We start from the raw sequence: 24,684 nt of genomic DNA on the forward strand, positions 1-24,684 counted from the left end.
CCGCCGCCCTCACACCTGGGTCCGGTGGAAGTTCAGGAAGGACCGCGAGGCGGTCGGCCCGCGCTGCCCCTGGTACCGGGAGCCGTAGCGCTCGCTGCCGTACGGGTGCTCCGCCGGCGAGGTCAGCCGGAACATGCAGAGCTGGCCGATCTTCATGCCGGGCCAGAGCTTGATCGGCAGGGTGGCGAGGTTGGACAGCTCCAGGGTCACGTGACCGCTGAACCCCGGGTCGATGAACCCGGCGGTCGAGTGCGTGACGAGCCCGAGCCGGCCGAGGGAGCTCTTCCCCTCGAGACGCGAGGCGAGGTCGTCGGGGAGCGTGATCACCTCGTACGTCGACGCGAGCACGAACTCCCCGGGGTGCAGGATGAACGGCTCGTCGCCCTCGGGCTCGACCAGCCGGGTCAGATCGGCCTGCTCGACCGAGGGGTCGATGTGCGGGTACCGGTGGTTCTCGAACACCCGGAAGTACCGGTCCAGCCGGACGTCGACGCTCGACGGCTGCACCATGGTTTCGTCATAGGGATCGATCCGTACCCGCCCGGCATCGATCTCGGCCCGGATGTCCTTGTCTGAGAGAAGCACGCCCCGAGGATACGCAAGGCGCGCGGAGCCCCGACAATCGTGACGGCTCCGCGCGCCTGTGTCCGTGTGCTGGTGGTCCCGGCTACCGCTTCTCCAGGGCGACCGGCACCACACTGCGGAGCCGGGCACACCGCGGACACCTCACGAGCCGGCCGGGGCCCAGCCGCTCGGCCTTCTGCATCGGGAACGAAGTGGCGCTGAAGACGTGCCCGTCCGCGCAACGAACGACGGTGCGATCCATCAAATCCCTCAAGTCCCTTCCCCAAGAGCCTCATCGCCCTGCTGCTCTGACGACGAAAGCCACATTACGGGATCAAAGAGACGACTCTCCAGGCGGCACTCCGGCCTCGCCCGGCCCCTCTCCCACCCCGCCACGGTACGCCCCAACTCCGTTCCCCCGCAGCGGTATCCCATGCCCCGGACGCACGTGGACCCCCGGGTCCGGGCACCGGGGGTCCACGATGGGGTACAGTGAGCGAGCGTTCGGGCATCGACTCCGCGGAGCCGATCCGCCCGAAGTTACGCGGGTGTAGTTTAATGGTAGAACATCAGCTTCCCAAGCTGAGAGCGCGAGTTCGATTCTCGTCACCCGCTCCAATGTGAAACCCCCAGGTCAGAGACCCGGGGGTTTTTTGCTGCCCGGCCCCGGGGCGCGGGCTGCGCACCACATCCGCGCCGCGCGATATCCGGGCCGGCTCCGCCGAGGTGGCGAGTCCGCTGCTGCGCGGGCTCGGAGCGTGAGCGGCGACCGGACGGAGAAGGCCTCGCGGAGGCCTTCTCCGGCCGGGAGGGTCAGTTGGTGAAGGCGAAGTACTTCCAGGCGCCGTGCGTCGTGGAGTTGACGCTGTCGCCGGAGGAGCCGTTGACGTACGACGAGCGCATGCGGGCGCGGACGCCGGATGCGCCCGCTGCCTCCAGACGCACGGCCGACTTGCCGTTGGTTCCCAGGGCGAAGTACTGCGAGCCGGAGTCGCGCCAGGAGCCCTGGTAGTAGACCTGGAGCTGGAAGCGCTGCTTGCGTCCGCCGTAGTAGCTCATGGTGGTGGTGAACACCGGGTCGGTGTTCTTGTGGAAGTAGTAGTACTTCGTGGAGCCGATCCGGCCCGTCCTGTAGTGCTTGGAGACGGTGGTGGAGACCTTCACCTGGGCGTACCCCGTGGACTTCACGGTCTTCGACGCATAGCGGGCGTCCCCGGCGAAGACCGCGGTGACGGCGGTGTCGCGGGTCATGTCGACGGTTGCCGACAGGTTGCCCCTGGAGTCCACCTTGGCCGTCTTCAGCAGCTTCTTCGGCTTGTCGGAGCCGAAGGGGTCCGCGTAGATCGAGACGGTGCGGTTCTTGTACGTCGTGCCGAGGTGCGCGGTGAAGGTGACGTCCTTGCCGTACGTGTACAGCTTGCCGTTGTTGTTCAGGCTCAGCGCCGTCGCCTTGCGCGAGACGTCCACCGCGTCGGAGCCGGAGGCCGGCGCGTGCGTGGCGTCGCCCGCGTAGGAGACCTTGTACGTGACCTTTCCTCCGGCGGGCGGGGTGTCCGTGAAGGAGAATCCGCCGTCCGCGTTCGTCCTGACGGTGGCCAGCGCCTTGCCGTTCGGGGAGTCGACGTCCGTACGGGTCACCTTCAGGACGGTCCCGGCGGCCAGGGGCGTCCTCGAGGTCAGCCTGCCGGTGACGGTGAGCTTCTTGCCCCGTTCCGACTTGCCGGGGGCCGACACCTTGAGGGTGGGCAGCTCCTTGGTCGGGTCGGTCAGGGCGCGCAGCGTGTACGTGCCGTACGAGTTCTCGGACACGGCGAAGACCCGGCTCGAATCCGGCGCCCAGGCGAGCGCTCCGTCCACGAGGGTGTCGGCGCCGCTGCTGTTGCCGGTGTTGGGGAAGTCGTACTCCCGTACCGGGACCGGGTCGCCGGGCCGGTGGATGTGGACGTCGGGCTCGTACCAGGAGGAGCTGCCGCCCGCGACGCTGCCGTCGGGCGCGACCCGCACGGCGTTCGGGTAGGCGTCGATGGGGTAGCCCGGCCGCTCGGTGAGATCGGTGGTCGAGTAGGCGCCGAGACCGTAGCCGTGCTCCGGGTCGCCCCACGAGGTGAGGACCTGCTCGCCGTCGGGCGTCAGGTCCAGCTGCCGCACGGCGGTGTCCATGTCGCCCTTGACCCGCAGTGCGGCCCCGTCGGCCGAGACGTCGTACACGGCGAGATCGCCACCGTTGCCGGCCACCAGGACGCCCGGCACGGCCGGGTCGGACGCCAGGAACATGCCGAAGGCCCCGGAGAAGCCGACTTCACCCCGCTGGGCGAGGTGAACGACGGGTTCAGGGCCGGAGATGTCCAGCGAGCCGAAGTCCGTACCGTGGGCGAACCAGATGCGGCCGTCCACCACCTCCAGGTCGCCGGGAGCGACGCCCACCGGATAACCGGCGGTCTGGGTGTACGTACTCGTCTCGAACGAGACGATCCGGTCGCCGTTCTTGACCGCCGCGTACACCTGTCCGGAGTCGGCGGACAGCGCCAGGCCGGTCACGCCGGAAAGGCCGGTCAGTGTCGCCTTGACCGTGCCGCTGTAGTCGGTGACGACGATCTTGCCGCCGGCCGGATCGGAGACGTAGACCCGCCGGTGGGCACCGTCCACGACGATGTCGCCGACCGCCTTCACCGGAAGAACCTTCGCCGAGTCGGCCGACGCCGGACTCGCCACGCCGGCTACCAGGGACGCGGAACCGAGGACGACCGCGAGTGCCGTCGCGATCGAGATGCTGCGCCTGCGCACAGTGCTGTGACCCCCCACAGAAGAAGCCCGGTGCTCTCCGGGCGGTAAGGAAGGGGCGGCGCGTCCCCCCTGGCCCCTGCGACGGGTGCCCGGACGCTGCCCGAGACGCAGCGTATGGCATGTCAGTGACAACCGGGGACCCGATTACCGCGGCCGGGTGAGGGGGCCGACGGGGCAGCCGTGCCCCTCGGCGCACCCGTGTCCGGCCGCTCGCCCGGCGTCCTCCGGGCCCTCGGCGAAACCTGGCTCGTCACCCCGGCCGCCCGTACAGGGCCACGGACGACGGCCGGACGACCCGACGCTCCGGAAAATGCTCAGGTGCCGCGACCCGCACCTGTGTTAGCTTGGCTACCGGTTGCAGTTTTGGTTGCCAGAGATTTTTTCTTTGCACAGCTTTCCGGATCTTTCCGGAGGGGTGATCATCGCGGCCACTCGGTTCCGTAAAGTGCGGATCCGGCACTGCCCCTCTTAGGGAGATTCAATATGGCATCTGGCACCGTGAAGTGGTTCAACGCGGAAAAGGGCTTCGGCTTCATCGAGCAGGACGGCGGCGGCGCTGACGTGTTCGCCCACTACTCGAACATCGCCACCACCGGCTTCCGCGAGCTTCAGGAAGGCCAGAAGGTGACCTTCGACGTCACGCAGGGCCAGAAGGGCCCGCAGGCGGAGAACATCGTTCCCGCCTGACGCTGACGCGAATCGTCGCGAACCCATGGTTCGCGCACCGCGTGGCCGGGGCCCGCACCCTTGAGGTGCGGGCCCCGGCTCGTTCGCGTGTCACCAGTTCAGGGCGTCGCCCATCGTCGACTGCCAGTACGTGACCTGGATCGAGTCGTCGACGTACACGCCCTTCGCGGGCAGCGCCGGGTGGGCGGCGGCCTTCGCGCTCGTGTCGAAGTAGACCTCCAGGGACCTGGCCGTGTAGCCGTGGGAGCCGCTGCCGTCCCCGGCCGAGAGACGGACGCCCGCATAGCCGGACTCACCGGGTGCCAGCGTGACGACCGCCTGCGGCTTGGAGTCCTCGTAGGCCGCCGGGACGGACTGGGCCTCCCCGAACCGGACCGCCGGGTAGTAGAGAAGGTCGCAGTTCTTCGAGCCGGTGTTGGTGACGGTGAGGAGCATGTGGTTCAGGGGGCGGGAGACCACGGTGGCGGTCGTCCGGGTGGCGGAGACGGAGCACCGGGAGATGGCCCCCGACCCCTTCGACCCCGACGACCCGTCGGCACCCTTCGAGTCCGTGGACCCGGACGAGCCCTTGGAACCGGACGAGGCCTGGGAGCCCGTGGTGCCGCTCGAAGCGGCCGCACCGCCGGCCGAGCCGTCCGCCGAGCCGTCGGAGGTCCCCCCGCCCGCCTTGGCCGAGGACGTGGCGGAGGCAGTGGGCGCCGACGTGGACGCGGTTCCGGCCGACGCCCCCTCGTCGTGGACGTCCTGTCCGTCGTTGCACGCCGTCAGTGTCAGCGCGGTGACGGCGAGCGCGGAAGCGAACAGCAGACGGGTGCGGCGGGTACGAGTGGACATGTGATCCCCCTTGTGCGGTACGGGTGTGACGTGGGCCGCTCGTCCGGGATCCGGGAGCGGCGTGCTTGGATGGCCCAAGCTTGTGCGGTGATCCGTCCCGGTCGCCAGGACTGCCGGGACATCCGGGACGCTGGAACGCTCGCAACAGCTCTGAGCTGCTGAAACGACCTCCCCCTGGAACGGGGGCGCGGGACGCCTGGAGGGGACGGAACGGTGACGGGGGACGATTTCCCGGAGCTGCTGGGCCGGTTGAAGGAACGGTCCGGGCTCAGTTACGGGGTGCTCGGGAAGCGGCTGCACACGAGTGCGTCCACGCTTCACCGGTACGTCAACGGGGATGCCGTACCGACGGACTACGCGCCCGTGGAACGGTTCGCACGGCTGTGCAGGGCGACGCCCGAGGAACTGGTGGAACTGCACCGGCGGTGGGTCCTGGCGGACGCCCGGCGCCGGCAGCGGGCGAGCGGGGCCGCGGAGGCCGGGACCGGGGCAGCGGTGGCCGAGGAGCCGTCCACGACCGGGCCGGAGGGGACGGGGAGCGGGGCAAAAGCGCCGTCCACGGCCGGGACGGCGGAAGCGCCGGTCGCGGCCGCTGCGGCGGAGGCGGAAGCACCGGCCGTGTCCGCTGCGGCGGAGCCCGGGGCACCGCACGAGACCGGAACCGCGGAGCCCGGGGCGCCGCGCGCGGCCGGGTCGGCGGGGGCCGGGGCCCGGGCCGAGGGTGAGGTGCGGGGTTCGGCGGGGGCTCCCGTGGCGCGGCGGCGGGCCGTCGTCCTCGCCGGAGCCGGTGTGGCCGCCGCCGTGGTGTCGGCCGCGCTTGTGGCGAACCTCCTGTCCGGCGAGAGCGGGGGCGAGCTCCGCCGGGCCGGTGACCCGTCCACGGGAACGATGGCCTCTCAGCCCGTCTCCGGGGGTGCCGGCGCCCCGACGGGCGGCGCGAAGAGCGGTTCGCCCGCGCCGTCCGCCTCCCGGGGCGCGAGTCCCCCGGCTTCCGCCTCCGCCTCCGCCACCCGTGGCGGCGGGGCCGGGGCGGCACGGGGCGGCGGTTTCGAGGACGGGGCCACCGCGCCCGCCGTCGCCGTCGATCCGTACAAGTGGGAGGACCCGTGCAGCCAGCACTACCTGGTCGACCGGCAGCCCGAGCAGGTGCCTCCGCCGCCGGGTGAGCCGGACGCGCGCGGGTGGGTCACCGCGCTGGGCGGGGTCGCCGGCGGACAGCAGATGCTCGCGCTGACCGTGCAGGGGACCGGCAGGGCCACCGTCGTCCTGGAGGACCTGCATGTGCGGGTGGTGGAGAAGAGCGCGCCGCTCGCCTGGAACGACTTCGCGATGGGCGTCGGCTGCGGTGGTGGTGTGGGAACGGCGGCGTTCGGGACGGACCTCGACGCCGGGCGGCCCGCGCTCACCCCGAGGGCCGGTCAGCGCGACTTCCCCTACAAGGTGAGCGAGTCCGACCCCGAGGTGTTCTACGTCTTCGCGGACGCGCGGGCGCACAACGTGAGCTGGTACCTGGAGCTGGACTGGTCCAGCGGCGCCCGGCACGGCACCGTACGCGTCGACGACAACGGCAGGCCCTTCCGCACCAGCGGGAACGTGGGCCGCCCCGCGTACAGCCATCCGCTCGGCTCCTCGGAGTGGGGGGCCTCGCAGCCGGGGTGACGGCGGGCCGACGACGGGGCGTCGGACCGCTCTCTCGGGGTATGCGCGCTCCTTCACCGCCGGGACCAATCCGCCGCCGCTCCTGGACCGGATTACGTCCGGAGATGTCGCAACCCGCGGAGGCCCCTTGTGAGAGAAGCCGTGTACACCGGCGCGAATCCCTCGTCCGAACCTGATCTGCAGGAGCTGATGAGCCGCGTCGCCATGGGCGACGAGGACGCGTTCGCCTCCGTCTACGACGCCGTGGCCGGTCCCGTCCTCGGGGTCGTGCAGGCCGTGCTGCGTGATCCGGCTCAGTCGGAGGAAGTGGCGCAGGAGGTGCTGGTGGAGGTCTGGCGGACCGCGCCCCGCTACCGGGCCGAGATCGGCACCGCCCTCAACTGGGTCCTCACGCTCGCGCACCGCCGCGCGGTGGACCGGGTGCGCTCGGTGGAGGCCGCGGCGGTCAGGGACCACAAGGCCGCCCTGCTGGCGCGGACGCCCGATTTCGACGAGGTGACCGAACAGGTCGAGGCCAGGCTGGAGCGGGAACAGGTCCGACGGTGCCTGCGCACGCTGACCGAGATCCAGCGGCAGGCCGTCACGCTCGCCTACTACCGCGGGCTGACCTACCGCCAGGTCGCGGAGGCGCTCACCCTCCCCCTCGGCACGGCCAAGACCCGGCTGCGGGACGGCCTCATCCGGCTGCGTGACTGCCTGGGGGTGACCGCGTGACCACCACCGCCGACCTGCACCGGATGACCGGCGCCTACGCCGTGCATGCCCTGTCCGACGAGGAACGCGCCGCGTTCGAGCGTCACCTGGCCGACTGCGAGCCCTGTGCGCAGGAGACCGCCGAGCTGTCCGCGACCGCGGCCCGTCTGGGGCTCGCCGCCACGATGACGCCTTCGACTGCCCTGCGCGCGCGGGTCCTGCGTCACATCTCCTCCGTCCGGCAGGTGCCGCCCGGCACGGCCGGGGCCCGTACGGGCCGGCCCGGAAAGCGGGCGCGGCTGTTGTCCCGGTGGTCCCTGGCCGCCTGTCTCGCGGCGGCCGCCACACTCGGCGGTACGACGGTGTGGCAGCACCAGCGGGCCGAGGACGCCCTGCGCCAGGCGCGCAGCGCCCGGCAGGGCACCGCCGAGATCGCCGCCGTGCTGGCGGCACCGGACGCGCGGACCCGGACCGCCGCCCTGGGCGACGGCGCCACCGGCAGCATCGTCGTCTCCCGGGTACGGGACAAGGCCGTGTTCGTCGCCTCCGGGATGGCCCGGCCCGTGGGAGGGAAGGTCTACCAGCTCTGGTACGACGACGGCGGCACGATGCGGTCGGCCGGTCTCATGGATCCCGGCCGCACCGACCAGGCCGTGCTGCTGCGCGGCGGTGTGGACGGCGCCTCGGGCATGGGGGTCACCGTGGAGCCGGCGGGCGGCTCCACGAAGCCGACCTCCGCGCCGGTCGCCCTGCTGGGCTTCCCCGCCTGACGGCTGGTCCCGGCCCGAGGGCGGGCCCGGGCAGGAAGGGCCTTTTTCTTTGATCCGTAGCGGCGTGGCACGCGGATTGGTGCGGAGAAAGGTTTCACTCGATCGGGTGGACGACCAATCCGGAACCCCTGTGGAACCGGATTCCCCACGTGACCGACGACGAGAAGAAACCGCACCGGCCCTCGGGGCCGCTCCGCGTGACGGCGGGCGCGCTCGCCGGTGCCGTGGCGGGCTTCGCCTCGCTCGCCCTGGCCGAGCTGGTGTCGGCGGCGGTCCGTCCGCAGGCGGGGCCCGTCGTCGCGGTGGGAGGGGCGGCGATCGACCGCACCCCGGCCACCGTGAAGGACTGGGCCGTCCGGAATTTCGGAACCGACGACAAGCTGGTTCTGCAACTCGGAATTCTGGCGGTGCTGGCGCTTTTCGCATTCGCCCTCGGAATCGCCGCGCTGCGCTTCCGGAAGGCCGGCGCGGCGGGGGTCCTGTTGTTCGGCGTGGTCGGCGCGCTGGCGGCGACCGGCCGGCCCGACTCGCGCGGCCTGTCCGACGCCCTGCCCTCGCTCGTGGGCGCGGGCGCGGGAGCGGCTGTCCTCCTCGTCCTCGCGGGCCGGCTCGCGCGGCGGGAGCCGGGTTCCGCCTCGCCGGCCGGCCCGGCCGACGGCGAGGGGTTCGCGCCGGGTTCGGCCGGGGACCTGGCACCCGGCGAGGGAGCCGGGCCGGGTTCCGGCGGCGACTGGGACCGGCGCGGGTTCGTGATCGCCGCCACGGCCGCCGCCGTCGCCTCCGCCGGGGCCGGCGCGCTGGGCCGGTCACTGAACGGTGCGAGCGGCAGGGACGCGGTCGCCTCCCGCGACCGGCTGGTGCTGCCGGCGCCCGGCTCGCCCGCGGACGCCGTTCCCCGGGGCGCCGGTCTGCGGATCCCCGGTGTGAGCCCCTTCATCACCCCCAGCGGTTCCTTCTACCGGGTCGACACCGCGCTGGTGGTGCCGAAGGTGGACGCCACGACCTGGCGGCTGCGCGTCCACGGCAAGGGCGTGTCCCGGCCGGTCGTGCTCTCCTTCGGTGATCTCCTCCGCCGCGACCTGGTCGAACGCGACATCACCCTCACCTGTGTGTCCAACGAGGTCGGTGGCCCCTACGTGGGCACCGCGCGCTGGACCGGCGCCCGGCTGGCCGACCTGCTGGCCGAGTGCGGGGTGCGGCCGCCCTCGCGCGGCGGTCCGGCCGACCAGTTGGTGGCCCGCTCGGTGGACGGCATGACCATCGGCAGCCCGGTCGAGGACGTCATGGACGGCCGGGACGCGCTGCTCGCCGTCGGCATGAACGGGGAGCCGCTGCCGTTCGACCACGGCTTCCCCGTACGGATGGTGGTGCCGGGGCTCTACGGGTTCGTCTCCGCCTGCAAGTGGATCACGGACATCGAGCTGACCACCTTCGACGCCTACGACCCCTACTGGGTCAGGCGCGGCTGGGCCCGCAGGGCGCCCGTCAGGACGCAGTCCCGGATCGACACCCCCAAGCCCTTCGCCCGGCCGGCGGCCGGTCCGGTCATGGTCGCCGGGGTCGCCTGGGCGCAGCACCGCGGCGTCGACAAGGTCGAGGTCCGGGTCGACGACGGGCCCTGGCAGGAGGCCCGGCTGGCCGCCGAGGACAGCCGTGACACGTGGCGCCAGTGGTCCTTTCCCTGGCGGGCCACCAAGGGCGGCCACACGCTCACCGTGCGCGCCACCGACCGCTCCGGCCGGGTGCAGACCGAGAGACGCACCCGGACCGTCCCCGACGGCGCCAGTGGATGGCACTCCGTCGTGGTCACCGTCGAGTGACCTTCCGAACCAACCCTTTTCCCTCAGGACAGGCAGCTCAGGCTGCCGCTACCACCAGGAGAGATCCGATGAACAGCCGTATCCGCCGTACCGCCGTGACCCTGGCCGCCGCGGCCGTCCTGCCGCTCGCGCTCAGCGCCTGTTCCGACGGCGGCAGCGACTCCGCCAAGTCCGACTCCGCCCCGAAGGCGTCGGCGTCGGCCGGCGCCTCGAACGACGGCATGGGCAGCTCCGCCTCGGCCATGGACGAGCCCTTCGGGCCCGCCTGCTCCTCGGTGCCGAAGAGCGGAGCCGGTTCCTTCGACGGCATGGCGAAGGACCCGGTGGCCACCGCCGCCTCCAACAACCCGGCCCTGTCCACCCTGGTCTCCGCCGTGAAGAAGGCCGGCCTGGTCGACACGCTCAACAACGCGCAGAACATCACCGTGTTCGCGCCGACCGACGACGCCTTCAAGAAGATCCCCAAGGCCACCCTGGACAAGGTCCTGGCCGACAAGGCCCAGCTGACGAAGATCCTGACCTACCACGTCGTCGGCCAGAGGCTCGCGCCCAAGGACCTGGAGAACGGCTCCTTCCCCACCCTGGAGAAGTCGCAGCTCGCCACGTCCGGCTCCGGTGAGTCCTACACCGTCAACGACTCCTCGAAGGTCGTCTGCGGCAACGTCAAGACCGCCAACGCCAACGTGTACATCGTCGACACGGTGCTGATGCCGTCTTCCTGACGGTGCGCCCGACGGGACCCGGACCGCGCGGTCCGGGTCCCGTCCGCGTTCCGCAGGACTCTTACGCGAACGCCTCGGTGAAAGGACCGCGCGGGTGATCCGGAACGGGCCGGAGGACGGACGGCCCGCGGTGCCGTCCGGTTCACCGCCCGGGCCGGGGCCGCCTACGCCCGGGCGGTGAACCGCCGGCGCACCAGGACGAGGGCGATCCAGCCGGCCAGCATCACGGCGCCGCCCAGCGGGGGCCACTGGCCGCCCACCAGGACGCCGAAGGCCGCCAGGGAGGCGCCGGACAGGACGACGGCGGCCACCGCCGACTCGGCGCGCAGCCGGCGGGCCGGGCGCGCGCTCGGCAAGGATCTGACGAACCGGCGGCCGAGGAAGGCCTGCGCTGCGTTGATCACGGCCAGCAGGGCCGCCAGGACGCCGAGAGAACCGAAGGCCAGGGACATGGCGTGAAGCTACACCGGCCGGGTGCACGCCGGGCGAGAAGGGTGCCGGCGGTGCCGTGGGCCAGGAGCAGGGCGCCGTCACGGGCGTCGTGCCGGCGCCGCTCGACCCGTCAGCTGCCGGACGGGCGGGGGGTGGAGCGGGTGTTCCGGGCCTCGGCGGACGGCGTCATCCGGCGGCGGTCCCGGCGGATCAGTACGGCCGTGCAGAGGGCCACGATCAGCGCGGCGGTGGCGGGCGGGATCAGGAACGACGTCATCATCGGGCCTCCCGGGTACGAACGTTCGCGGCCTTCGCGCCGGCCGGCGGCGCGGGCGGCACGGTCGACGGCGTCCGATTCCGGCCCGGTGCCGGGCACCTGCCGGTGTCCGGCACCGGCGCCGTCCGTGGTGCTCCCCGCACGCCATGCTGCCCGACCGGCGCCGGCCGGCGCATTGCCGGTTCCCGGCAATTTTCACTAGGGTCTGAATGCCGGGGGGCAACTGAGGAGCCGTCACCGGGACTACGGGATACGGGGGGACGGCGTGCCGGACCGGGAGATTCCCGAGCACTTTCTCGAGGGGTACGCCCACATCCTGGCCGAGGTGTCGGCCACCGGGCGGCGTCTCACCCGGTCCGAGCTGGAGTCCCGGCGCGCCCTGGGGGAGCAGGCCGCCGAGGCCGGGTACGGGCTGCGCGCCCTGGTCGGCGCCCACCTCGCCGCGGCCCGGGCCGCCTGGCCGCGGTCACCCGGCTCCGCCGACAGCGCCCTGGCCGCCGTTCAGCAGGTGACGGACGCCTTCGCCGAGGGGTACGAGCGGGCCCAGCGTCTCGCCGTGCGCCAGGAGGAGGCGGCGCGGCGGGAGTTCATCGACGACCTGCTCTTCGGCCGCAGTGACCTGGGCAGGCTCGCCGAGCGCGCCGAACGCTTCGGCCTGCGGCTCTCCCACGCCCACGCCGTGGCCGTCGCCCAGGGCCCCACCGGCTACGACGAGGGCGATTCGGTGCCCCGGCGGGTGGAGCGGGCGCTGATGGCCCGCTTCGGCCATCGCGATGTCCTGCTGACCACCAAGGACGGCCGGCTGCTGTGCATCGCCCCCGGCCACGAGAAGGAGGTCCTGCCCTACTTCGCCGAGCAGGCGCACGCCGCCACCGACGGCGGCCGGGTCGCCGTCGGCCGCCCGCAGCCCGGCCCCGGCGGGGTGGTCCAGTCGTACGAAGAGGCCCTGAACGCCCTGGAGATGGCCGAGCGCCTCGGTCTTGACGCACCCGTGCTGTACGCGGCCGACCTGCTCGTCTACCCGGTCCTCGCCCGTGACCGCCAGGCCCTGACCGACCTGGTCCTGGGCGCCCTCGGCCCGCTCACGGCTGCCCGCGGCGGCGCCCGGCCGCTCCTGGACACCCTCACCGCCTACTTCGACTCCGGCTGCGTCGCCGCCGAGGCGGCCCGCCGGCTGTCGCTGAGCGTGCGGGCCGTGACCTACCGCCTGGACCGCATCCGGGGGCTCACCGGCGCCGACCTCTCGGACCCGGCCCACCGCTACATGCTGCAGACCGCCACGATCGGCGCCCGCCTGCTGGACTGGCCCGCGACGGAGCTGTGACGCACGGCGTCCGGCGGCGGGCCCGGGCGCCCTCACCGCGAGGACGCCCGTCCCGCGCCCCGGTCAGACGACCGCCTCGGCCACCTGGTCCGGACGGCCCGGCCGGTCCGGCCGCCGCACGACGCGGCGGCGCCGGCTCGGGACGCCGAGCGTCGGGTTGGCGACGCCCCAGGCGGCGCCCTTGCAGACCAGCTCCTTGTAGAAGGCCGCCAGCCGTCCGGTCAGGGCCGCACGGACGGCCCGGTCGTCGCCGGTGACGTACTGGATCAGGCCCTCCCCGCGGCCCAGCGAGACGCACTGGTTGAAGTAGCGCAGCGGCACGTTCGGCACCTTGCCGCCGGTCAGGCGGGCCGCGATGGCGTCGGCGGCCTGCCACGCCATGGGCACGCCCGAGGCGCAGGACATCCGCAGCGGCCGGCCGGCGACGCCCGTCGCCATGGCCGCGTCGCCGATGGCGTACACGTCCGGGTGGGACACCGAGCGCATGGTGCCGTCGACCACGATCCGGCCGGTGTCCGTGACCTCCAGGGTGGTGGCCCGCGCGATCGGGTGGACGGCGAAGCCGGTGGTCCACACGGTGACCGCGGCCGGGACGGACCCGCCGTCGGCGGTCACGACCCGGTCGGCCTCGACGGCGGTGACGGTGGCGTGCTCGTGCACGGTGATGCCGAGCCGGCCGAAGACCTTCCGCAGGTGACCGCGGCCCTTGGGCGAGAGCCAGTCGCCGAGACCGCCGTTGGCGGCGAGGGCGACGTCGAGGTCCGGGCGTGCCTCGGCGATCTCGGTCGCGGCCTCAACGCCGGTGAGCCCGCCCCCGACCACCACCACGGCCCGGCCGGCCTCCAGGCGGGCCAGCCGCTCGCGCAGCCGGAGCGCGCCCGCCCGGCCGGCGATGTCGTGGGCGTGCTCGGCGGTGCCGAGGACGCCCTGGTCGCTCCAGCCGCTGCCGAGGGCGTACACGAGGGTGTCGTAGGCGAGTTCCCCGGCGCCGTCCGCGGTCTCGACGGCCACCGTGCCGCGGTCGGCGTCGACGCCGGTGACCTTCGCGAGGCGCAGTTCCACGCCGGTGCCCGCGAACATCTCGGCGAGGGGCCGGGGCCGCAGGTCCTGGCCGGCCGCGAGCTGGTGCATCCGGACGCGTTCGACGAAGTCGGGCTCGGCGTTGACGAGGGTGATGGCGACGTCTTCGGGGCGCAGCCGCCTGGCGAGGCGTCCAGCGGCGATGGCCCCGGCGTATCCGGCTCCGAGGACGACGATGCGGTGCTGCATGTCCCTGCTCCTGTCTTCAGCGGATTCGCCCCTTGAACCGGGCGGCCCGCCGTTTCCTGACAGGTGACTGATGTGAAGCGCGTCACATGCGGGTCAGAAGGCCCTGAGCTGGGGTTCTCCGTGATCGGTGGCCGCCCAGCGCCTGGTCGCGCGTTCGAGCTTGTCGGGGTTGACCTGGCTGCGGAACGCGGCGATGCCGTCGGCGGTGATCTCCAGGCACAGGACGCCGATGATCCGGCCCTCGACCAGGGCCACGATGGCCGGACCGCCGTTGGCCGTCGTGACGTGGACCTCGAGTGGGCCGCCGGCCAGGTTCCGCTGGGCCGTGCCGGGCTTGAACAGGCCGCGCATGAACTTCGCGACCGCGAGCGCGCCCTCGAACGCCTTGGCGCGGGCCGGGACCTTGCCGCCGCCGTCGCCGATCGCGACGGCGTCCTCGGTGAGCAGCCGCACGAGAGGCTCGGTCCGGCCGCTGGTGGCGGCCGCGAGGAACTCCTCCACGATCCGCCGGGCGGCCGCCCCGTCGATCTCGGCCCGGGCCCTGCCCTCGGTGAGGTGCTTCCTGGCACGGTGCAGGATCTGCTGGCTGGCGGCCTCGGTGAGGTCGAGGATCTCGGCGATCTCCCGGTGCGGGTAGTCGAACGCCTCCCGCAGCACGTACACCGCGCGCTCGTTGGGGGACAGCCGTTCCAGCAGGGTGAGGACCGCGTACGAGAGCGACTCGCGCTGCTCGGCGGTGTCGGCGGGTCCGAGCATCGGGTCCCCGGAGAGCAGCGGCTCGGGCAGCCACTGGCCCACGTACGTCTCGCGCCGCGCGCGGGCGGAGGTGAGCTGGGTGAGGCACAGGTTGGTGAGCACCTTCGTCAGCCAGGCCTCGGGCACCACGATGCTGCCGACGTCGGCGGCCTGCCAGCGCAGGAACGTCTCCTGCACGGCGTCCTCCGCCTCGCCCGCCGAGCCGAGCAGGCGGTAGGCGATCGCCTCCAGGCGGGGCCTGGACGCCTCGAACCGGTCCACGTCGTGCACGGTCAGCGCCATGGACCCGGATCCTAGCCCGTCCGGCACACGGACGAACCGGAGGGACGCGAGCCGAGGCCGCGGCACAGGGCCGGCTGCAACCAGCCCCGCTCGCGCGCGAGCCGGGCCGCTGCGTGGCGGTTCTCCGTGCCGAGCTTGGTGATGGCCGAGGACAGGAAGTTGCGCACGGTGCCCACGGCACTGCGCGCCTGCGCCACCGACCCGACCGGAGTCTCGCCCGCGGTCGGCATGGCGCTGCCCACCGACGGCAGCCTGGACGCCGACGCCCGGCAACCGGTCGCCGTGTCAAAGGTGTTGCGGACGGCGCCCTGAGGCGGGCGGCCGGGTGACCTCGGGGCCGTCCGGTCAGGGCGTGCTCCGCTTCCGCCGAGGACTCCGGTCCTGGAGTTCGATCGCCACGGGCGCCGCGACGAAGACCGAGGACCAGGTGCCGACGACGAGGCCGATGAGCAGGGCGAGGGCGAAGTCCGTGAGGGAGTCGCCGCCGAGCACGGCCAGGGCGGTGAGGATGAGCGCGGCTCCCATGCCGGTGTTCACGGTGCGGGGCAGCGTCTGCAGGATGGCCTGGTTCGTGACCTGGGGCAGCGGTGCGGCGCGCGGACGCCGGCGCAGTTCCCGGATGCGGTCGAAGACGACGACGGAGTCGTTCACCGAGTAGCCGATGACGGTGAGCAGGGCGGCGAGGAACACGCCGTCCACCGGCTTGCCCAGCCAGGCGAAGACGCCCAGCAGGACGAGTACGTCATGGGCCAGCGCGGTGACCGCGGCGGTGCCGAGCGCCCAGCGGAAGCGGGCCGCCAGATAGAGGAGCTGGGCGCCGAGGGCCAGGACGAGCGCGATCAGGGCGTTGCGGCGCAGTTCCTCGCCGAGGCTGGGGCCGATCAGTTCGTCGCGGATCCGGTCCGCCCCGCCCCCGACGGCGCCGATCGTCCGGGTGACCTCGGCCGACTGCGCTTCGCTCAGCGCTCCGGTGCGGACCGTCAGCCGGTCGTCGCCGGAGGACTGGACGACCGCCCGGGGGAATCCGGCGTCGGCGAGCGCGGCGCGGGCCTTGTCCGGGTCGACCGGGGCACCGGTGGTGTACTCGACCAGCCGTCCGCCGGTGAACTCGACGCCGAGGTCCAGGCCGCGCAGCGCGATACCGGCCCCGGCGAGCACCAGGAGCACGGCGGAGGCGGCCAGCCAGCGGCGGGGCCGGCGCATGAGCTGCGGGTCGCGGCGCAGCAGACGGTCGCGGACCGGGCCGGTGGTGGCGATGCCGCTGAGCTGCGGACGGGCGCGCAGCCAGGGGCGGGACGCGGCGCGGTCGGCGAGCACCCGGGTGATGAGCAGGGCGCTGACCATGGAGGCGAGGACACCGATGCCGAGGGTGACGCCGAAGCCGCGTACCGGTCCCGAGGCGAGGAAGAACAGCAGGGCCGCCGCGATCAGGGTGGTGATGTTGGAGTCGGCGATCGCGCTGAAGGCGTTGCGGAAGCCGGCGGTCAGCGCCGAGCGCGGGGTGGGGCGTTCCCGGGCGGCGTGCTCCTCGCGGGCGCGTTCGAAGACGAGCACGTTGGCGTCCACGGCCATGCCGATCGCCAGGACGAACCCGGCCAGGCCCGGCAGGGTCAGGGTGGCGCCGAGGGCGGCCAGGGCGGCGTAGGAGATCAGGCCGTAGCAGAGCAGGGCGAGGGCCGCGAGCATGCCCATGAGCCGGTAGACGGCGATGACGAACAGCGAGGTCAGGGCGGTGCCGATGACGGCCGCCCAGGTGCTGGCCGCGATGGCCTCGGCGCCCAGGGTGGGGCCGACGGTGCGCTGCTCCACAGTCTCCACGGCCACCGGCAGGGCACCGCCCTTGATGAGCAGGGCCAGTTCGCGGGCCTCGGCGTCGCCGAAGGAGCCGGTGATCTGCGTGGAGCCGGCGGTGATGCCGGTGCCGCAGGCGACCGAGGGGTCGACCTCCGGCGACGAGATGATCTTGTCGTCGAGGACGATGGCGACACGGCGCCCGGGGTCGCCCACCGGCTTGCAGGCGGCCTCCCCGGTCAGCCGGGCCCACTCGGCGCGGCCGGTGCCGCCGAAGTCGACGGTGATGTGCCATCCGGCGCCGGACTCCTGGTCGAAGCGGGCGGCGGCGTCCTTGACCTGCTGTCCGGTCAGGGCGGCTTCCCGCAGGCGCAGTTGCCCGCCCGAACCGTCGGGCAGGACCCGCTCCCCGGTCCGCTCCCCGCCGGCGGTGGCGGCGCCGGCCACGGGGTGGATCGTGAGCTGCGCGGTGCGGCCCAGTACCTCGGCCGCCTGCTTCGGGTCCCGGACCCCGGGGAGTTCGACGATGATCCGGTCGTCACCGGAGCGGACGAGGCTGGGTTCGGCGACGCCGAGCGCGTCGACGCGGCCGCGCAGCACCTCCAGGGTGCGGTCGGTGGCCTCGCGGTCGGCGGTGGCGGTCGGGGTGGAACGCGTCTGGAGCACGATCTGGGTGCCGCCGCGCAGATCGAGTCCGAGACGGATCGGCACGGTGAGGGCGATGTACAGCGACACGGCGATCACGGTGAGGGCGAGCAGCGCCCTCACCCGGGCGGAGCGGATCAACACGGGCCTCCGGCGGGCATGCCACGGCTGCGGCCGTGCGGCCGCGGCGGATCGGCACGGGTGAATGGGGGAATGGCTGAACGGGTGAGTGGGCGACGGGCGGCGGCGCCGGTTTCAGGCGCGGGCCGCCGCGGGCGGTGGCGCTCGCCCGCGATCCGCCGCCGTCCGGTCGGGCCGGGAGGGCGCGGCCGGCCGCGGCCCGCCGTCCGGTTCACCGCCGGGTGGGACCGCTTCCGTACCGGGCACGGCCACGGCGAGCGGTCCGTGCGGGGCCGAGCGGTCCCTGTGGGCCTCCTGCCGGACGGCCGCCCGGGCGGCACGCACACCGGCGCACGGCTCGTCGGTGTGCGGGACGGCGGCGTGCGGGACGGCGCGGCTTTCACCGGCCGAGTGGCCGGGGCGCGCCGTCGAGGACCTGGCGCCGCCATCGACGGCCGACGGGTCGGAGGCCGGCCCGGAGGCCCCGGCGGGGCCCTCACCTGCCGAGGGGGCGGAGTGCGCCGTGAGAGCGAGGAGGGCCGTCGGCGGCGCGGGACGGGCGGTGTCCACAGGGCCGTCGAGCAGGGTGAGGGCGCCCAGCAGGAGGGCCAGCAGAGCCGTGAGGGCGGGCACGCGAAGGGGGGTGCGCGGTGCTGGGCGCATGTGCCTGCCCCCTTTCGTGGCGGTGTCGGTGACATGGGGCCCGGGCCCGGCCGGGGAGTTGGCGGCCGGGGCACCGGGCGGCCGGTGGGCCGGGGTCAGGGTTCGACGAGGCCGGCGCGGATGGCGTAGCGGGTGAGTTCCAGGCGGTCGTGCAGACCGAGCTTCTGCAGCAGGTTGGCGCGGTGCCGCTGCACGGTCTTGACGCTGATGAAGAGGATCTCGGCGATCTCCTTGGAGGAGTGCCCCTCCGCGACCAGCTTGAGGACCTCCTCCTCGCGCGGGGTGAGGATCTGGTCCGGCGTCTCCTCGCCGTGCCGCACCCGGTCCAGGTAGTTGCGGATGAGGGCGGTGACCGCCCCGGGGTAGAGGAAGGGCTCGTCGCGCATCGCGGCCCGGCAGGCGGCGACCAGGTCCCGGTCGGCGACGGACTTCAGCACGTACCCCGAGGCACCGGCCTTCAGGGCCTGGAAGAAGTACTGCTCGTTGTCGTGCATCGTGAGCATCAGGACGCGCAGCCCCGGTTTCAGCGCGATCAGCTCCCGGGCGGCCTGAAGGCCGGTCAGCCGGGGCATGGAGATGTCCAGCACCGCGAGGTCGACGTCGTGCGTGCGGGCCATCGCGATCGCCTCCGCGCCGTCGCCCGCCTCGGCGACCACCTCCAGGTCGGGCTCCTGGTCGAGGATGAGCCGCACTCCGCGCCGGACCAACGCGTGGTCGTCGGCGAGCAGGATGCGGATCGGGGTGGCTGCGGGCATGGTCACGGCTGCTTCCTGGGAACGGGTGCGGTGAGCCGCACCTGGGTGCCCGCACCGGGCGCGGGGGTGATGTCGATGCGGGCCCCGATGAGCAGGGCCCGCTCGCGCATGCCGCGGATGCCGGCGCCCTCGCGGGCGGCTTCGATGCCGCAGCCGTCGTCGGTGACGGCCAGTTCCACCCTGCCCTCGGCGTGCCGCAGGGCCACGACGACGCGGTCGGCCTCGGCGTGCCGGGCGGCGTTGGTCAGGCTCTCCTGGGCCACCCGGTAGAGGACCAGCTCGGTCTCCGGCTCCAGGGCGGGCAGGTCGGCGTCGAAGCGGCGCTGCACCTGCAGCCCGGTGTGCGCTGCGAAGTCCTCGGTGAGCGAGGTCAGCGCGCTGACCAGGCCCAGGTCGTCCAGCACGCCCGGCCGCAGCCGGCGCACCAGGCGGCGCACCTCGTCCAGGCTCTCCCGGGTGATCTCCTGCATCTGGTGCAACTCTCCGCGCAGCGGCTCACCGGCCTGGTCGGCGGCCCGTTTCAGGGCGAGCAGGATCGCGGTCATGCTCTGCCCCACCTCGTCGTGCAGTTCCTGCGCGATACGGCGGCGTTCGGCCTCCTGCGCGAACAGGGCGCGGGCGCTGCTGGTGGCGCGTTCCTGCTCCAGCCGCTCCAGCATCGCGTTGAAGGCGCGGATCAGCTCGGCGACCTCGGTGCCGCCGTGCGCGGGCAGCCGCTGGCCGGGACGGAGCAGGTCCACGGTGGTCATCAGCTTCGTCAGCCGGTCGAGCGGGGCCAGGCCCCAGCGCAGCAGGCCGGCGTTGGCGACCAGCATCACCGCCAGACCGCCGAGCAGGATCACGGCCTCGGTCAGCACGACCGGGACGGAGACGGTCACCGGAGCCCACAGCAGCAGTGCCGTGGCCGTGCCGAGCACCACGGCGTTGAGTCCGAAGATCCGCCAGAACAGGGACACCGGGACGTACGCCTCCTTCGCGCGATGCGGCCTGCCTCCACTGTCGGGCATCGGGTGCCCCGGACGGGCCGCTGCCCTGGCCGCCCCCAGCCTGCCCGCCTTCGGCGCGCAGGGGCGATGGGGCGCGCGGCCCATTTTCTCCGCCGCCGCCCACCCATGCCCGGCCCGGGCAGGGTTCGTGACGCTCGGTAAATGGGTTCCGCGCCCGATGGGCAGGGGCGGCGGGATCGGCGAGGGTCGAGGCGATGACGGCGGACCGGCCGTCCGACACCCCGAACCGTCCGGGACCGAGAGAGGGAAGCACCATGTCGATCGACACTCCCGCCGCCGATGGCCACCTGCGCAGCCTCACCGCCCACGAGGCCCGCCGGCGCCTGGAGCACGCGCGCGGCACCCGGCTGGTCCAGCTCGAGGCGGTGAACGAGAACGGGCACCCGGCGGACGACCAGCTGATGTCCGCGCAGCGGACCGCCATCGAGCGGGTGCTGAAGGAGATCGACGACGCCTTCGCGCGCGTCGCTGCGGGGACCTACGGGACCTGCGAGAACTGCGCCAAGCCCGTGCCCGTGGAGCGGCTGGAGATCCTGCCCTACACCCGCTACTGCGTCACCTGCCGGCGCGTCGCTCCCTGAGCCCCGCGCCCTCCCCCGTCCCCCGACCCACCTTCCGTTCCGCTCTGCCCGAGGGGTGAAGTGGTGACCCACCAGATCATCGGCGACCCGGAGACACACGACACCGGCCCGCGCGTGCCGGCGAGGCACGCGCCGCACCCGTATCCGCACCTGTCGCCCGAGGACGTCGCCGCACTGCGCGAGAACCTGCACGAGCAACGCCTGTTCCGCCAGGAGCAGCTGTCGCAGATCGCGTCCGCCGTCCCGTGCCGCACCGACGACCTGCTGCGGCAGGGCGCCGCCGGGCAGGTCGAGGTGCACGTCAAGCTCGCCGCCTCCGCCCGCATGGTCCTCACCGACGTCGTCGCGGCACTCGAGCGCATGGACCAGGGCCGCTACGGCGCCTGCCACCTGTGCCGGCGGCCCATCGACCGCGAGCGGCTGCTCATAGTGCCGCAGGCCCGCTACTGCGCGCGCTGCCAGCAGGTCCGGGAGGCCGGCCGATGACCGCTGTCCGACGCCTCGGCGTCACCGGGCACCGGCCCTGGCCCCGGTGCCGGAAATGCTGCGGGATCGCCCTCGACGTGGGCAGTGCCCGCACCCGCGCCTGGATCGCCGGCCGGGGACTGGTCCTCGACGTGCCCACGGTCACCTTTCCCGGCACCGGCGCCGTCCACCCCGTCCAGCGGGGCACCATCGTGGACACCCCGGCCTGCGCGAGGATGCTGCAGCGCCTGCTCTCGGACCGGCTGCCGCGCCTCACCCGGCCGCTGGTCATCGTCACCGCCCCGGTTCTGGACGGCGTCGCCTACCGGGACGCGGCCCGCACCGCCGTGAACGTGCTGCGCCCGCGCGGCGTGCTGACCGTCCCCAGCGCCCGGGCGGTCGCGCTGGCCGCGGGTGCGGACCAGGCCCGCCCCGTGCTCGTGGTGGACATCGGCGCCCATCTCACCGAGGTGGTGCTGTTGTCCGACGGCGCCGTCGTGGACGCCCGCCGTACCGCTCTGGGCACCGGCGACCTCGACACCGTGCCGCCCGCGGACCTCTGCGACGCGGTGACCGCCATGGTGGCCGCGATGGTGCGGCAGGACCGCTCCTCCGCCACCCTCGACGCGCTGCGCCGCGGCCCCCTGCTGGCGGGCGGCGGCGCGCTGTGGCCCGAGATCACCCATCGGCTCACCGGCCGGCTGGACGTGCCGCTCCGCGTCGTCCCGGCGCCGCACACCGCCGCGGTACGCGGGGCCGCGAGGCTCCTCGAAGCGGCCCACCGCCACCCCGCCACGACCGGTGCCGGCGCCCGCCTGCCACCCGGGCCGCACCCCGGCTAGCCCGCCCTCCCGTGCGCCGTCCCCGCCACCGGAAGGAGGTCGTCTTGGCCGGCCGCGTACCCCCGCCCGCTCAGCCGCCTCCCGGCGACCTTCCCCGGGTCACGCTGTGGCGGCTGCGCGGCAATCCCCTGCGCCGCCGCTCCGATCTGCTCCAGGCGTGGCTCGGCATCGGCCTGCTGGCGGCCGTGCTCGCGGCCGCCCCCGTCGTCGCCCTGCTGGCCGGCGACGCCGCCCGCCGGCACTACGCCCGTACCGCCCTGCACCAGGCCGAGACCCGGCGGCCCGCCACCGCGGTCCTGCTCCGGGACGTGCCGCGCCACCCCGAGCCGGGCTCGGCGGAGGCCGGGCGGACGCGGTACCCGGCGCGGGTCAGCGTCGACGGCCCCGACGGCCGTCCCCGGACGGTGCGGACCGAGGTCGAGCCCGGGCTGCGCGCGGGCAGCACCGTGCGCGTCTGGGCCGACCGGAACGGGGAGATCACCGGGGCGCCGCTGACCGCCGAGGAGATCCGCTCCCGCGTCATGGGCTGGGCGATCTGCGCGGTCCTGGCCACCGCCGGCACCGGCGTGGCCGCGTACGGCACCGCGGCCCTCGCCGTGCGACGGCACAATCTCGCCGCGTGGGACGCGGCCTGGGCCAGGACGGCACCCCGCTGGACACTCTCCCCGTGACGGACGCCGGGTGACGCGCGGTCACCGTGCCCGCAGGCGCCGGCATCACGGACCGCCCAACGGGTGATCCGGCCGCGCCGCGGGAGGCGGCCGGGGCCGGAGCGGGAAGCCCCTTGTGCGTAACCGGTCACCGACGTGCAGGGAGCCTCATGCCCAAGTTCCTCATCCAGGCCAGCTACACCGCCGACGGCACGAAGGGTCTGCTCGACGAGGGCGGGAGCGGTCGCCGCGCCGCCGTCGAGCAGGTCGTCACCGGCCTCGGCGGAAGCGTCGAGGCCATGTACTTCGCCTTCGGTGCGGACGACGTCGTGCTCGTCGTCGACTTCCCCGACCCGGCGGCCATGGCCGCCGTCTCCCTCCATGTGAAGGCCAGCGGCGCCCTGCTCACCCGGGCCACCGCGCTGCTCACCCTGGAGGAGATCGACGAGGCCGCCCGCCGGCAGGTCGCCTTCCGCGCTCCCGGCGGCTGAGCCGGGCCCGCCCTGCGGTCCCTACGCCGCCGGTGTGATCTCCACCAGCTTCTTGCCGGTGATCAGTTCCGGGACGGTCTTCCCCGTCACGTACTGCCGTCCGAGTCCCGGCTGGCCGAACCAGGGCCGGATGGGGCCGGCCTGAACCGTGAAGTCCTCCAGGACGCGGTAGAGGTGGTAGTTGAACGACGGGGCGGCCGTGTCGTACTCGTCCAGGTTGGTCGGCGGGATGGCCCGCTTGGCGTACGGCGTGCCGGCCGGTGCCAGGAAGTTGCCGCGGCCGCTGCCGAAGAGGTCGACGAGCTGCCCCTTGCGGAGCGTCTCCGTCCGCTGCACCGGGCGGCCGTCCCGCAGCACGAACCCGTTGTTGTCCGGGTACCACCAGCCGGACACGTTCTGCTGGCTGGTCTGCCAGTAGCAGCCCAGGAACCAGTAGGAGGACGTGCTGTCCTGCGGTTTCCAGCCCTTGAGCATCCTCGCGACGGGGCCGGTGGTGGGCAGGTGGCTGGGACCCAGCCGCCAGTCGTCGCGGTAGTAGTTCTCCAGCCCCTCGGGCGGCGCCTTGGTCAGGTTCGCCGTCCGGTGGGTGACCGGGCAGGCGCGGCTGTCGTGGCGGAGGTGTGCTCCGGCGGCCTGGGCGGGGGCCGGCGTGACCCCGAACAGCAGGAGCGTCGAGGCGAGCGCGCTCCACAGGAAACGGCGCAGTACGCGCATCCGGGTCCCTTCTCCTCCGGTGCCCTCGGGGCACCGGGTACGCGGGCATGTTCGTGGACGCGCGAAGGGACGGCACAAAGCGGATGCCCCTCACGCGGCACGGTGCATTCAATGCGCGGCGCGGGGACGGAGCGCCGAACTGCGGCGGGAGGGACACCGGAACGGCGTAACACAACACCCCGGGCAGCCGAGGGCCGGCCCGCCCGGCGGGGGACGCCTCAGCCCTGGCGCGGATTCGGCCGCAGGACGGCGAACACGGACTGGTCGGGGGCGCTCAGCCAGGCGATGGTGCCGACGTCCGGGACGTCCACCGCGGGCATGAGCACCGTCGCGCCGTTGTCCCGCGCGGCGGCGACGACGGCCTCCGGGTCGGACACGGCGAAGTACGGCACCCAGCGCGGGTCCCCCTGACCGCCCTGCAGCGGGGCCACACCGCCGAAGGCGCCCTCCTGCTGGTCGCCGTCGGCGATGCTGAGCACCTGGTACGTCATGCCGGGTGCCGTCATCTCCGCCGAGCGCCAGCCGAACACCCCGGCGTAGAACCGGATCGCCGACTCCGGTTCGGTTGCGTGCAGTTCGACCCACACCAGCGCGTTGTCCTCGGACGTCCGCTGGAGCCCCATCGGGGACTGCAGCACCGCGAACCGGGCGCCCTGGGGGTCGGTGAACTGGGCCATCGAACCCTCGCCCACGCTCATCGGCTCGACGCGTACCGTTCCGCCGCCCGCGACCACGTCACGAGCGGTGGCCTGGATGTCGTCGCTGTGGAAGTACGTCGTCCAGGCCGGGGCGGCGCCCGCTTCGGTGAGGCGCCCGAGGGCGGCGACGGTCTTTCCGTCCTTCAGGAAGAACCCGTAGCCGCCCGCTTCCGGGCCGGCGGAGGCGAACTGCCAGCCGAAGACGGCACCGTAGAAGGCGGCGCTGGTGTCGGTGTCCGGGCTTCCGAGGTCGAGCCAGACGGGCGATCCGGTGCGGAAGTCGGTGCCGAGCATGCGTTCTCCTCCTGGGTCCGGTGCCGAGCCGCCCGCCACTATGCCGTAAACGGGGTGAAGAAGTGACAGACAGACATGAAAGTGTTCATAGGAAA

At 73.6% G+C, this 24,684-nt stretch carries 26 protein-coding genes, 1 tRNA gene and 1 pseudogene; 14 read left to right on the forward strand and 14 right to left on the reverse strand.

The window, feature by feature from the left end; translation table 11 throughout:
• Nucleotides 1-9: 9 nt before the first annotated feature.
• Nucleotides 10-585 carry a dCTP deaminase gene (gene dcd / locus ABZ478_RS12340; RefSeq protein ID WP_359547952.1) on the reverse strand — a complete coding sequence of 192 codons (576 nt, stop codon included), beginning with the start codon at nucleotides 583-585 and terminating at the stop codon, nucleotides 10-12.
• A 523-nt stretch (nucleotides 586-1,108) separates the two neighbouring features.
• Between dcd and ABZ478_RS12345 the strand changes: the two genes are divergently transcribed.
• Nucleotides 1,109-1,182 (forward strand) — tRNA-Gly (locus ABZ478_RS12345).
• Between the two features lie 195 nt (nucleotides 1,183-1,377).
• Here the strand turns inward: ABZ478_RS12345 and ABZ478_RS12350 are convergent.
• Entirely contained in the window at nucleotides 1,378-3,348 is a 1,971-nt protein-coding gene (locus ABZ478_RS12350; RefSeq protein ID WP_359547954.1) for an Ig-like domain repeat protein, read from the reverse strand.
• Between the two features lie 483 nt (nucleotides 3,349-3,831).
• Between ABZ478_RS12350 and ABZ478_RS12355 the strand changes: the two genes are divergently transcribed.
• The gene (locus ABZ478_RS12355; protein WP_030736617.1) at nucleotides 3,832-4,035 is read left to right on the forward strand and encodes a cold-shock protein; all 204 of its coding nucleotides are present in this window, start codon (nucleotides 3,832-3,834) and stop codon (nucleotides 4,033-4,035) included.
• A gap of 90 nt (nucleotides 4,036-4,125) precedes the next feature.
• Here ABZ478_RS12355 and ABZ478_RS12360 read toward each other — a convergent pair whose 3' ends face one another.
• Entirely contained in the window at nucleotides 4,126-4,869 is a 744-nt protein-coding gene (locus ABZ478_RS12360; protein ID WP_359547955.1) for a DUF4232 domain-containing protein, read from the reverse strand.
• Between the two features lie 213 nt (nucleotides 4,870-5,082).
• On the opposite strand from ABZ478_RS12360, the gene ABZ478_RS12365 reads away from it, so the two are divergent.
• From ABZ478_RS12365 to ABZ478_RS12385, 5 genes are all read left to right on the forward strand, one after another.
• Nucleotides 5,083-6,528, forward strand: a complete 1,446-nt coding sequence (locus ABZ478_RS12365) for a helix-turn-helix transcriptional regulator (protein ID WP_359547957.1) — start codon at nucleotides 5,083-5,085, stop codon at nucleotides 6,526-6,528.
• 129 nt (nucleotides 6,529-6,657) lie between these two features.
• Nucleotides 6,658-7,242 (forward strand): sigma-70 family RNA polymerase sigma factor, encoded by a 585-nt coding sequence (locus ABZ478_RS12370; RefSeq protein ID WP_359547960.1) that lies wholly within the window; start codon nucleotides 6,658-6,660, stop codon nucleotides 7,240-7,242.
• Between the two features lie 23 nt (nucleotides 7,243-7,265).
• Nucleotides 7,266-7,991 (forward strand): anti-sigma factor, encoded by a 726-nt coding sequence (locus ABZ478_RS12375; protein ID WP_359548329.1) that lies wholly within the window; start codon nucleotides 7,266-7,268, stop codon nucleotides 7,989-7,991.
• Between the two features lie 149 nt (nucleotides 7,992-8,140).
• A complete protein-coding gene (locus tag ABZ478_RS12380) occupies nucleotides 8,141-9,811 on the forward strand; it encodes a sulfite oxidase (protein ID WP_359547962.1) in 1,671 nt (556 codons plus the stop codon).
• A 68-nt stretch (nucleotides 9,812-9,879) separates the two neighbouring features.
• Nucleotides 9,880-10,533 (forward strand): fasciclin domain-containing protein, encoded by a 654-nt coding sequence (locus ABZ478_RS12385; RefSeq protein ID WP_359547963.1) that lies wholly within the window; start codon nucleotides 9,880-9,882, stop codon nucleotides 10,531-10,533.
• Between the two features lie 164 nt (nucleotides 10,534-10,697).
• On the opposite strand, the gene ABZ478_RS12390 is transcribed toward ABZ478_RS12385, so the two are convergent.
• Nucleotides 10,698-10,985, reverse strand: a complete 288-nt coding sequence (locus ABZ478_RS12390; protein WP_359547966.1) for a hypothetical protein — start codon at nucleotides 10,983-10,985, stop codon at nucleotides 10,698-10,700.
• A gap of 110 nt (nucleotides 10,986-11,095) precedes the next feature.
• Complete coding sequence (locus tag ABZ478_RS12395; RefSeq protein ID WP_359547969.1) at nucleotides 11,096-11,245, reverse strand: hypothetical protein; 150 nt, start codon at nucleotides 11,243-11,245, stop codon at nucleotides 11,096-11,098.
• A 262-nt stretch (nucleotides 11,246-11,507) separates the two neighbouring features.
• On the opposite strand from ABZ478_RS12395, the gene ABZ478_RS12400 reads away from it, so the two are divergent.
• The gene (locus tag ABZ478_RS12400) at nucleotides 11,508-12,566 is read left to right on the forward strand and encodes a helix-turn-helix domain-containing protein (protein WP_359547972.1); all 1,059 of its coding nucleotides are present in this window, start codon (nucleotides 11,508-11,510) and stop codon (nucleotides 12,564-12,566) included.
• Between the two features lie 63 nt (nucleotides 12,567-12,629).
• Here ABZ478_RS12400 and ABZ478_RS12405 read toward each other — a convergent pair whose 3' ends face one another.
• The 3 genes and pseudogenes from ABZ478_RS12405 to ABZ478_RS12415 all read right to left on the reverse strand — a co-directional run.
• Complete coding sequence (locus tag ABZ478_RS12405; protein WP_359547974.1) at nucleotides 12,630-13,835, reverse strand: FAD-dependent oxidoreductase; 1,206 nt, start codon at nucleotides 13,833-13,835, stop codon at nucleotides 12,630-12,632.
• A 93-nt stretch (nucleotides 13,836-13,928) separates the two neighbouring features.
• On the reverse strand, nucleotides 13,929-14,873 hold the full coding sequence (sigJ, locus tag ABZ478_RS12410; RefSeq protein ID WP_359547977.1) for an RNA polymerase sigma factor SigJ: 945 nt from the start codon (nucleotides 14,871-14,873) through the stop codon (nucleotides 13,929-13,931).
• Between the two features lie 77 nt (nucleotides 14,874-14,950).
• Nucleotides 14,951-15,082: pseudogene (locus tag ABZ478_RS12415) on the reverse strand (DNA-binding response regulator); the annotation flags it as partial.
• On the opposite strand from ABZ478_RS12415, the gene ABZ478_RS12420 reads away from it, so the two are divergent.
• Complete coding sequence (locus ABZ478_RS12420) at nucleotides 15,042-15,185, forward strand: hypothetical protein (RefSeq protein WP_359548360.1); 144 nt, start codon at nucleotides 15,042-15,044, stop codon at nucleotides 15,183-15,185. The pseudogene ABZ478_RS12415 and the gene ABZ478_RS12420 overlap by 41 nt on opposite strands.
• A 33-nt stretch (nucleotides 15,186-15,218) precedes the next feature.
• On the opposite strand, the gene secD is transcribed toward ABZ478_RS12420, so the two are convergent.
• From secD to ABZ478_RS12440, 4 genes are all read right to left on the reverse strand, one after another.
• Nucleotides 15,219-17,450, reverse strand: a complete 2,232-nt coding sequence (secD, locus tag ABZ478_RS12425; RefSeq protein ID WP_359547980.1) for a protein translocase subunit SecD — start codon at nucleotides 17,448-17,450, stop codon at nucleotides 15,219-15,221.
• A gap of 114 nt (nucleotides 17,451-17,564) precedes the next feature.
• On the reverse strand, nucleotides 17,565-18,092 hold the full coding sequence (locus tag ABZ478_RS12430) for a hypothetical protein (protein WP_359547982.1): 528 nt from the start codon (nucleotides 18,090-18,092) through the stop codon (nucleotides 17,565-17,567).
• A gap of 95 nt (nucleotides 18,093-18,187) precedes the next feature.
• Entirely contained in the window at nucleotides 18,188-18,847 is a 660-nt protein-coding gene (locus ABZ478_RS12435) for a response regulator transcription factor (RefSeq protein ID WP_359548330.1), read from the reverse strand.
• A gap of 2 nt (nucleotides 18,848-18,849) precedes the next feature.
• Complete coding sequence (locus ABZ478_RS12440; protein WP_359548332.1) at nucleotides 18,850-19,803, reverse strand: sensor histidine kinase; 954 nt, start codon at nucleotides 19,801-19,803, stop codon at nucleotides 18,850-18,852.
• 305 nt (nucleotides 19,804-20,108) lie between these two features.
• Between ABZ478_RS12440 and ABZ478_RS12445 the strand changes: the two genes are divergently transcribed.
• The 5 genes from ABZ478_RS12445 (at nucleotide 20,109) to ABZ478_RS12465 (ending at nucleotide 22,883) form a co-directional block, all read left to right on the forward strand.
• Entirely contained in the window at nucleotides 20,109-20,435 is a 327-nt protein-coding gene (locus tag ABZ478_RS12445; protein WP_359547985.1) for a TraR/DksA C4-type zinc finger protein, read from the forward strand.
• Between the two features lie 114 nt (nucleotides 20,436-20,549).
• A complete protein-coding gene (locus ABZ478_RS12450; RefSeq protein ID WP_359548338.1) occupies nucleotides 20,550-20,921 on the forward strand; it encodes a TraR/DksA C4-type zinc finger protein in 372 nt (123 codons plus the stop codon).
• A complete protein-coding gene (locus tag ABZ478_RS12455) occupies nucleotides 20,918-21,742 on the forward strand; it encodes a rod shape-determining protein (RefSeq protein WP_359547988.1) in 825 nt (274 codons plus the stop codon). Before ABZ478_RS12450 ends, ABZ478_RS12455 begins: the two co-directional genes overlap by 4 nt.
• 44 nt (nucleotides 21,743-21,786) lie before the next feature.
• Nucleotides 21,787-22,413: a hypothetical protein gene (locus ABZ478_RS12460; RefSeq protein WP_359547991.1), complete on the forward strand. Its 627-nt coding sequence runs from the start codon at nucleotides 21,787-21,789 to the stop codon at nucleotides 22,411-22,413.
• A gap of 149 nt (nucleotides 22,414-22,562) precedes the next feature.
• On the forward strand, nucleotides 22,563-22,883 hold the full coding sequence (locus tag ABZ478_RS12465) for a GYD domain-containing protein (protein WP_359547994.1): 321 nt from the start codon (nucleotides 22,563-22,565) through the stop codon (nucleotides 22,881-22,883).
• A 21-nt stretch (nucleotides 22,884-22,904) separates the two neighbouring features.
• Here the strand turns inward: ABZ478_RS12465 and ABZ478_RS12470 are convergent, their stop codons facing one another.
• Together ABZ478_RS12470 and ABZ478_RS12475 are read right to left on the reverse strand one after the other, a co-directional pair.
• The gene (locus ABZ478_RS12470) at nucleotides 22,905-23,597 is read right to left on the reverse strand and encodes a TNT domain-containing protein (protein WP_359547996.1); all 693 of its coding nucleotides are present in this window, start codon (nucleotides 23,595-23,597) and stop codon (nucleotides 22,905-22,907) included.
• 218 nt (nucleotides 23,598-23,815) lie between these two features.
• A complete protein-coding gene (locus ABZ478_RS12475) occupies nucleotides 23,816-24,589 on the reverse strand; it encodes a VOC family protein (protein WP_359547999.1) in 774 nt (257 codons plus the stop codon).
• Nucleotides 24,590-24,684: the final 95 nt, after the last annotated feature.

Origin of the sequence: Streptomyces sp. NPDC005706 (assembly GCF_040631045.1) — a bacterium.
GTDB lineage: Bacteria > Actinomycetota > Actinomycetes > Streptomycetales > Streptomycetaceae > Streptomyces.

Coding starts and splice junctions, on each gene's coding strand:
- ABZ478_RS12435 (WP_359548330.1), bottom strand. CDS start 18,847: ATGCCCGCAGCCACCCCGATCCGCATCCTGCTCGCCGACGACCACGCG.
- ABZ478_RS12455 (WP_359547988.1), top strand. CDS start 20,918: ATGACCGCTGTCCGACGCCTCGGCGTCACCGGGCACCGGCCCTGGCCC.
- ABZ478_RS12430 (WP_359547982.1), bottom strand. CDS start 18,092: ATGCGCCCAGCACCGCGCACCCCCCTTCGCGTGCCCGCCCTCACGGCT.
- ABZ478_RS12405 (WP_359547974.1), bottom strand. CDS start 13,835: ATGCAGCACCGCATCGTCGTCCTCGGAGCCGGATACGCCGGGGCCATC.
- ABZ478_RS12470 (WP_359547996.1), bottom strand. CDS start 23,597: ATGCGCGTACTGCGCCGTTTCCTGTGGAGCGCGCTCGCCTCGACGCTC.
- ABZ478_RS12390 (WP_359547966.1), bottom strand. CDS start 10,985: ATGTCCCTGGCCTTCGGTTCTCTCGGCGTCCTGGCGGCCCTGCTGGCC.
- ABZ478_RS12395 (WP_359547969.1), bottom strand. CDS start 11,245: ATGATGACGTCGTTCCTGATCCCGCCCGCCACCGCCGCGCTGATCGTG.
- ABZ478_RS12445 (WP_359547985.1), top strand. CDS start 20,109: ATGTCGATCGACACTCCCGCCGCCGATGGCCACCTGCGCAGCCTCACC.
- sigJ (WP_359547977.1), bottom strand. CDS start 14,873: ATGGCGCTGACCGTGCACGACGTGGACCGGTTCGAGGCGTCCAGGCCC.
- ABZ478_RS12385 (WP_359547963.1), top strand. CDS start 9,880: ATGAACAGCCGTATCCGCCGTACCGCCGTGACCCTGGCCGCCGCGGCC.
- ABZ478_RS12465 (WP_359547994.1), top strand. CDS start 22,563: ATGCCCAAGTTCCTCATCCAGGCCAGCTACACCGCCGACGGCACGAAG.
- ABZ478_RS12355 (WP_030736617.1), top strand. CDS start 3,832: ATGGCATCTGGCACCGTGAAGTGGTTCAACGCGGAAAAGGGCTTCGGC.
- ABZ478_RS12360 (WP_359547955.1), bottom strand. CDS start 4,869: ATGTCCACTCGTACCCGCCGCACCCGTCTGCTGTTCGCTTCCGCGCTC.
- ABZ478_RS12475 (WP_359547999.1), bottom strand. CDS start 24,589: ATGCTCGGCACCGACTTCCGCACCGGATCGCCCGTCTGGCTCGACCTC.
- ABZ478_RS12375 (WP_359548329.1), top strand. CDS start 7,266: ATGACCGGCGCCTACGCCGTGCATGCCCTGTCCGACGAGGAACGCGCC.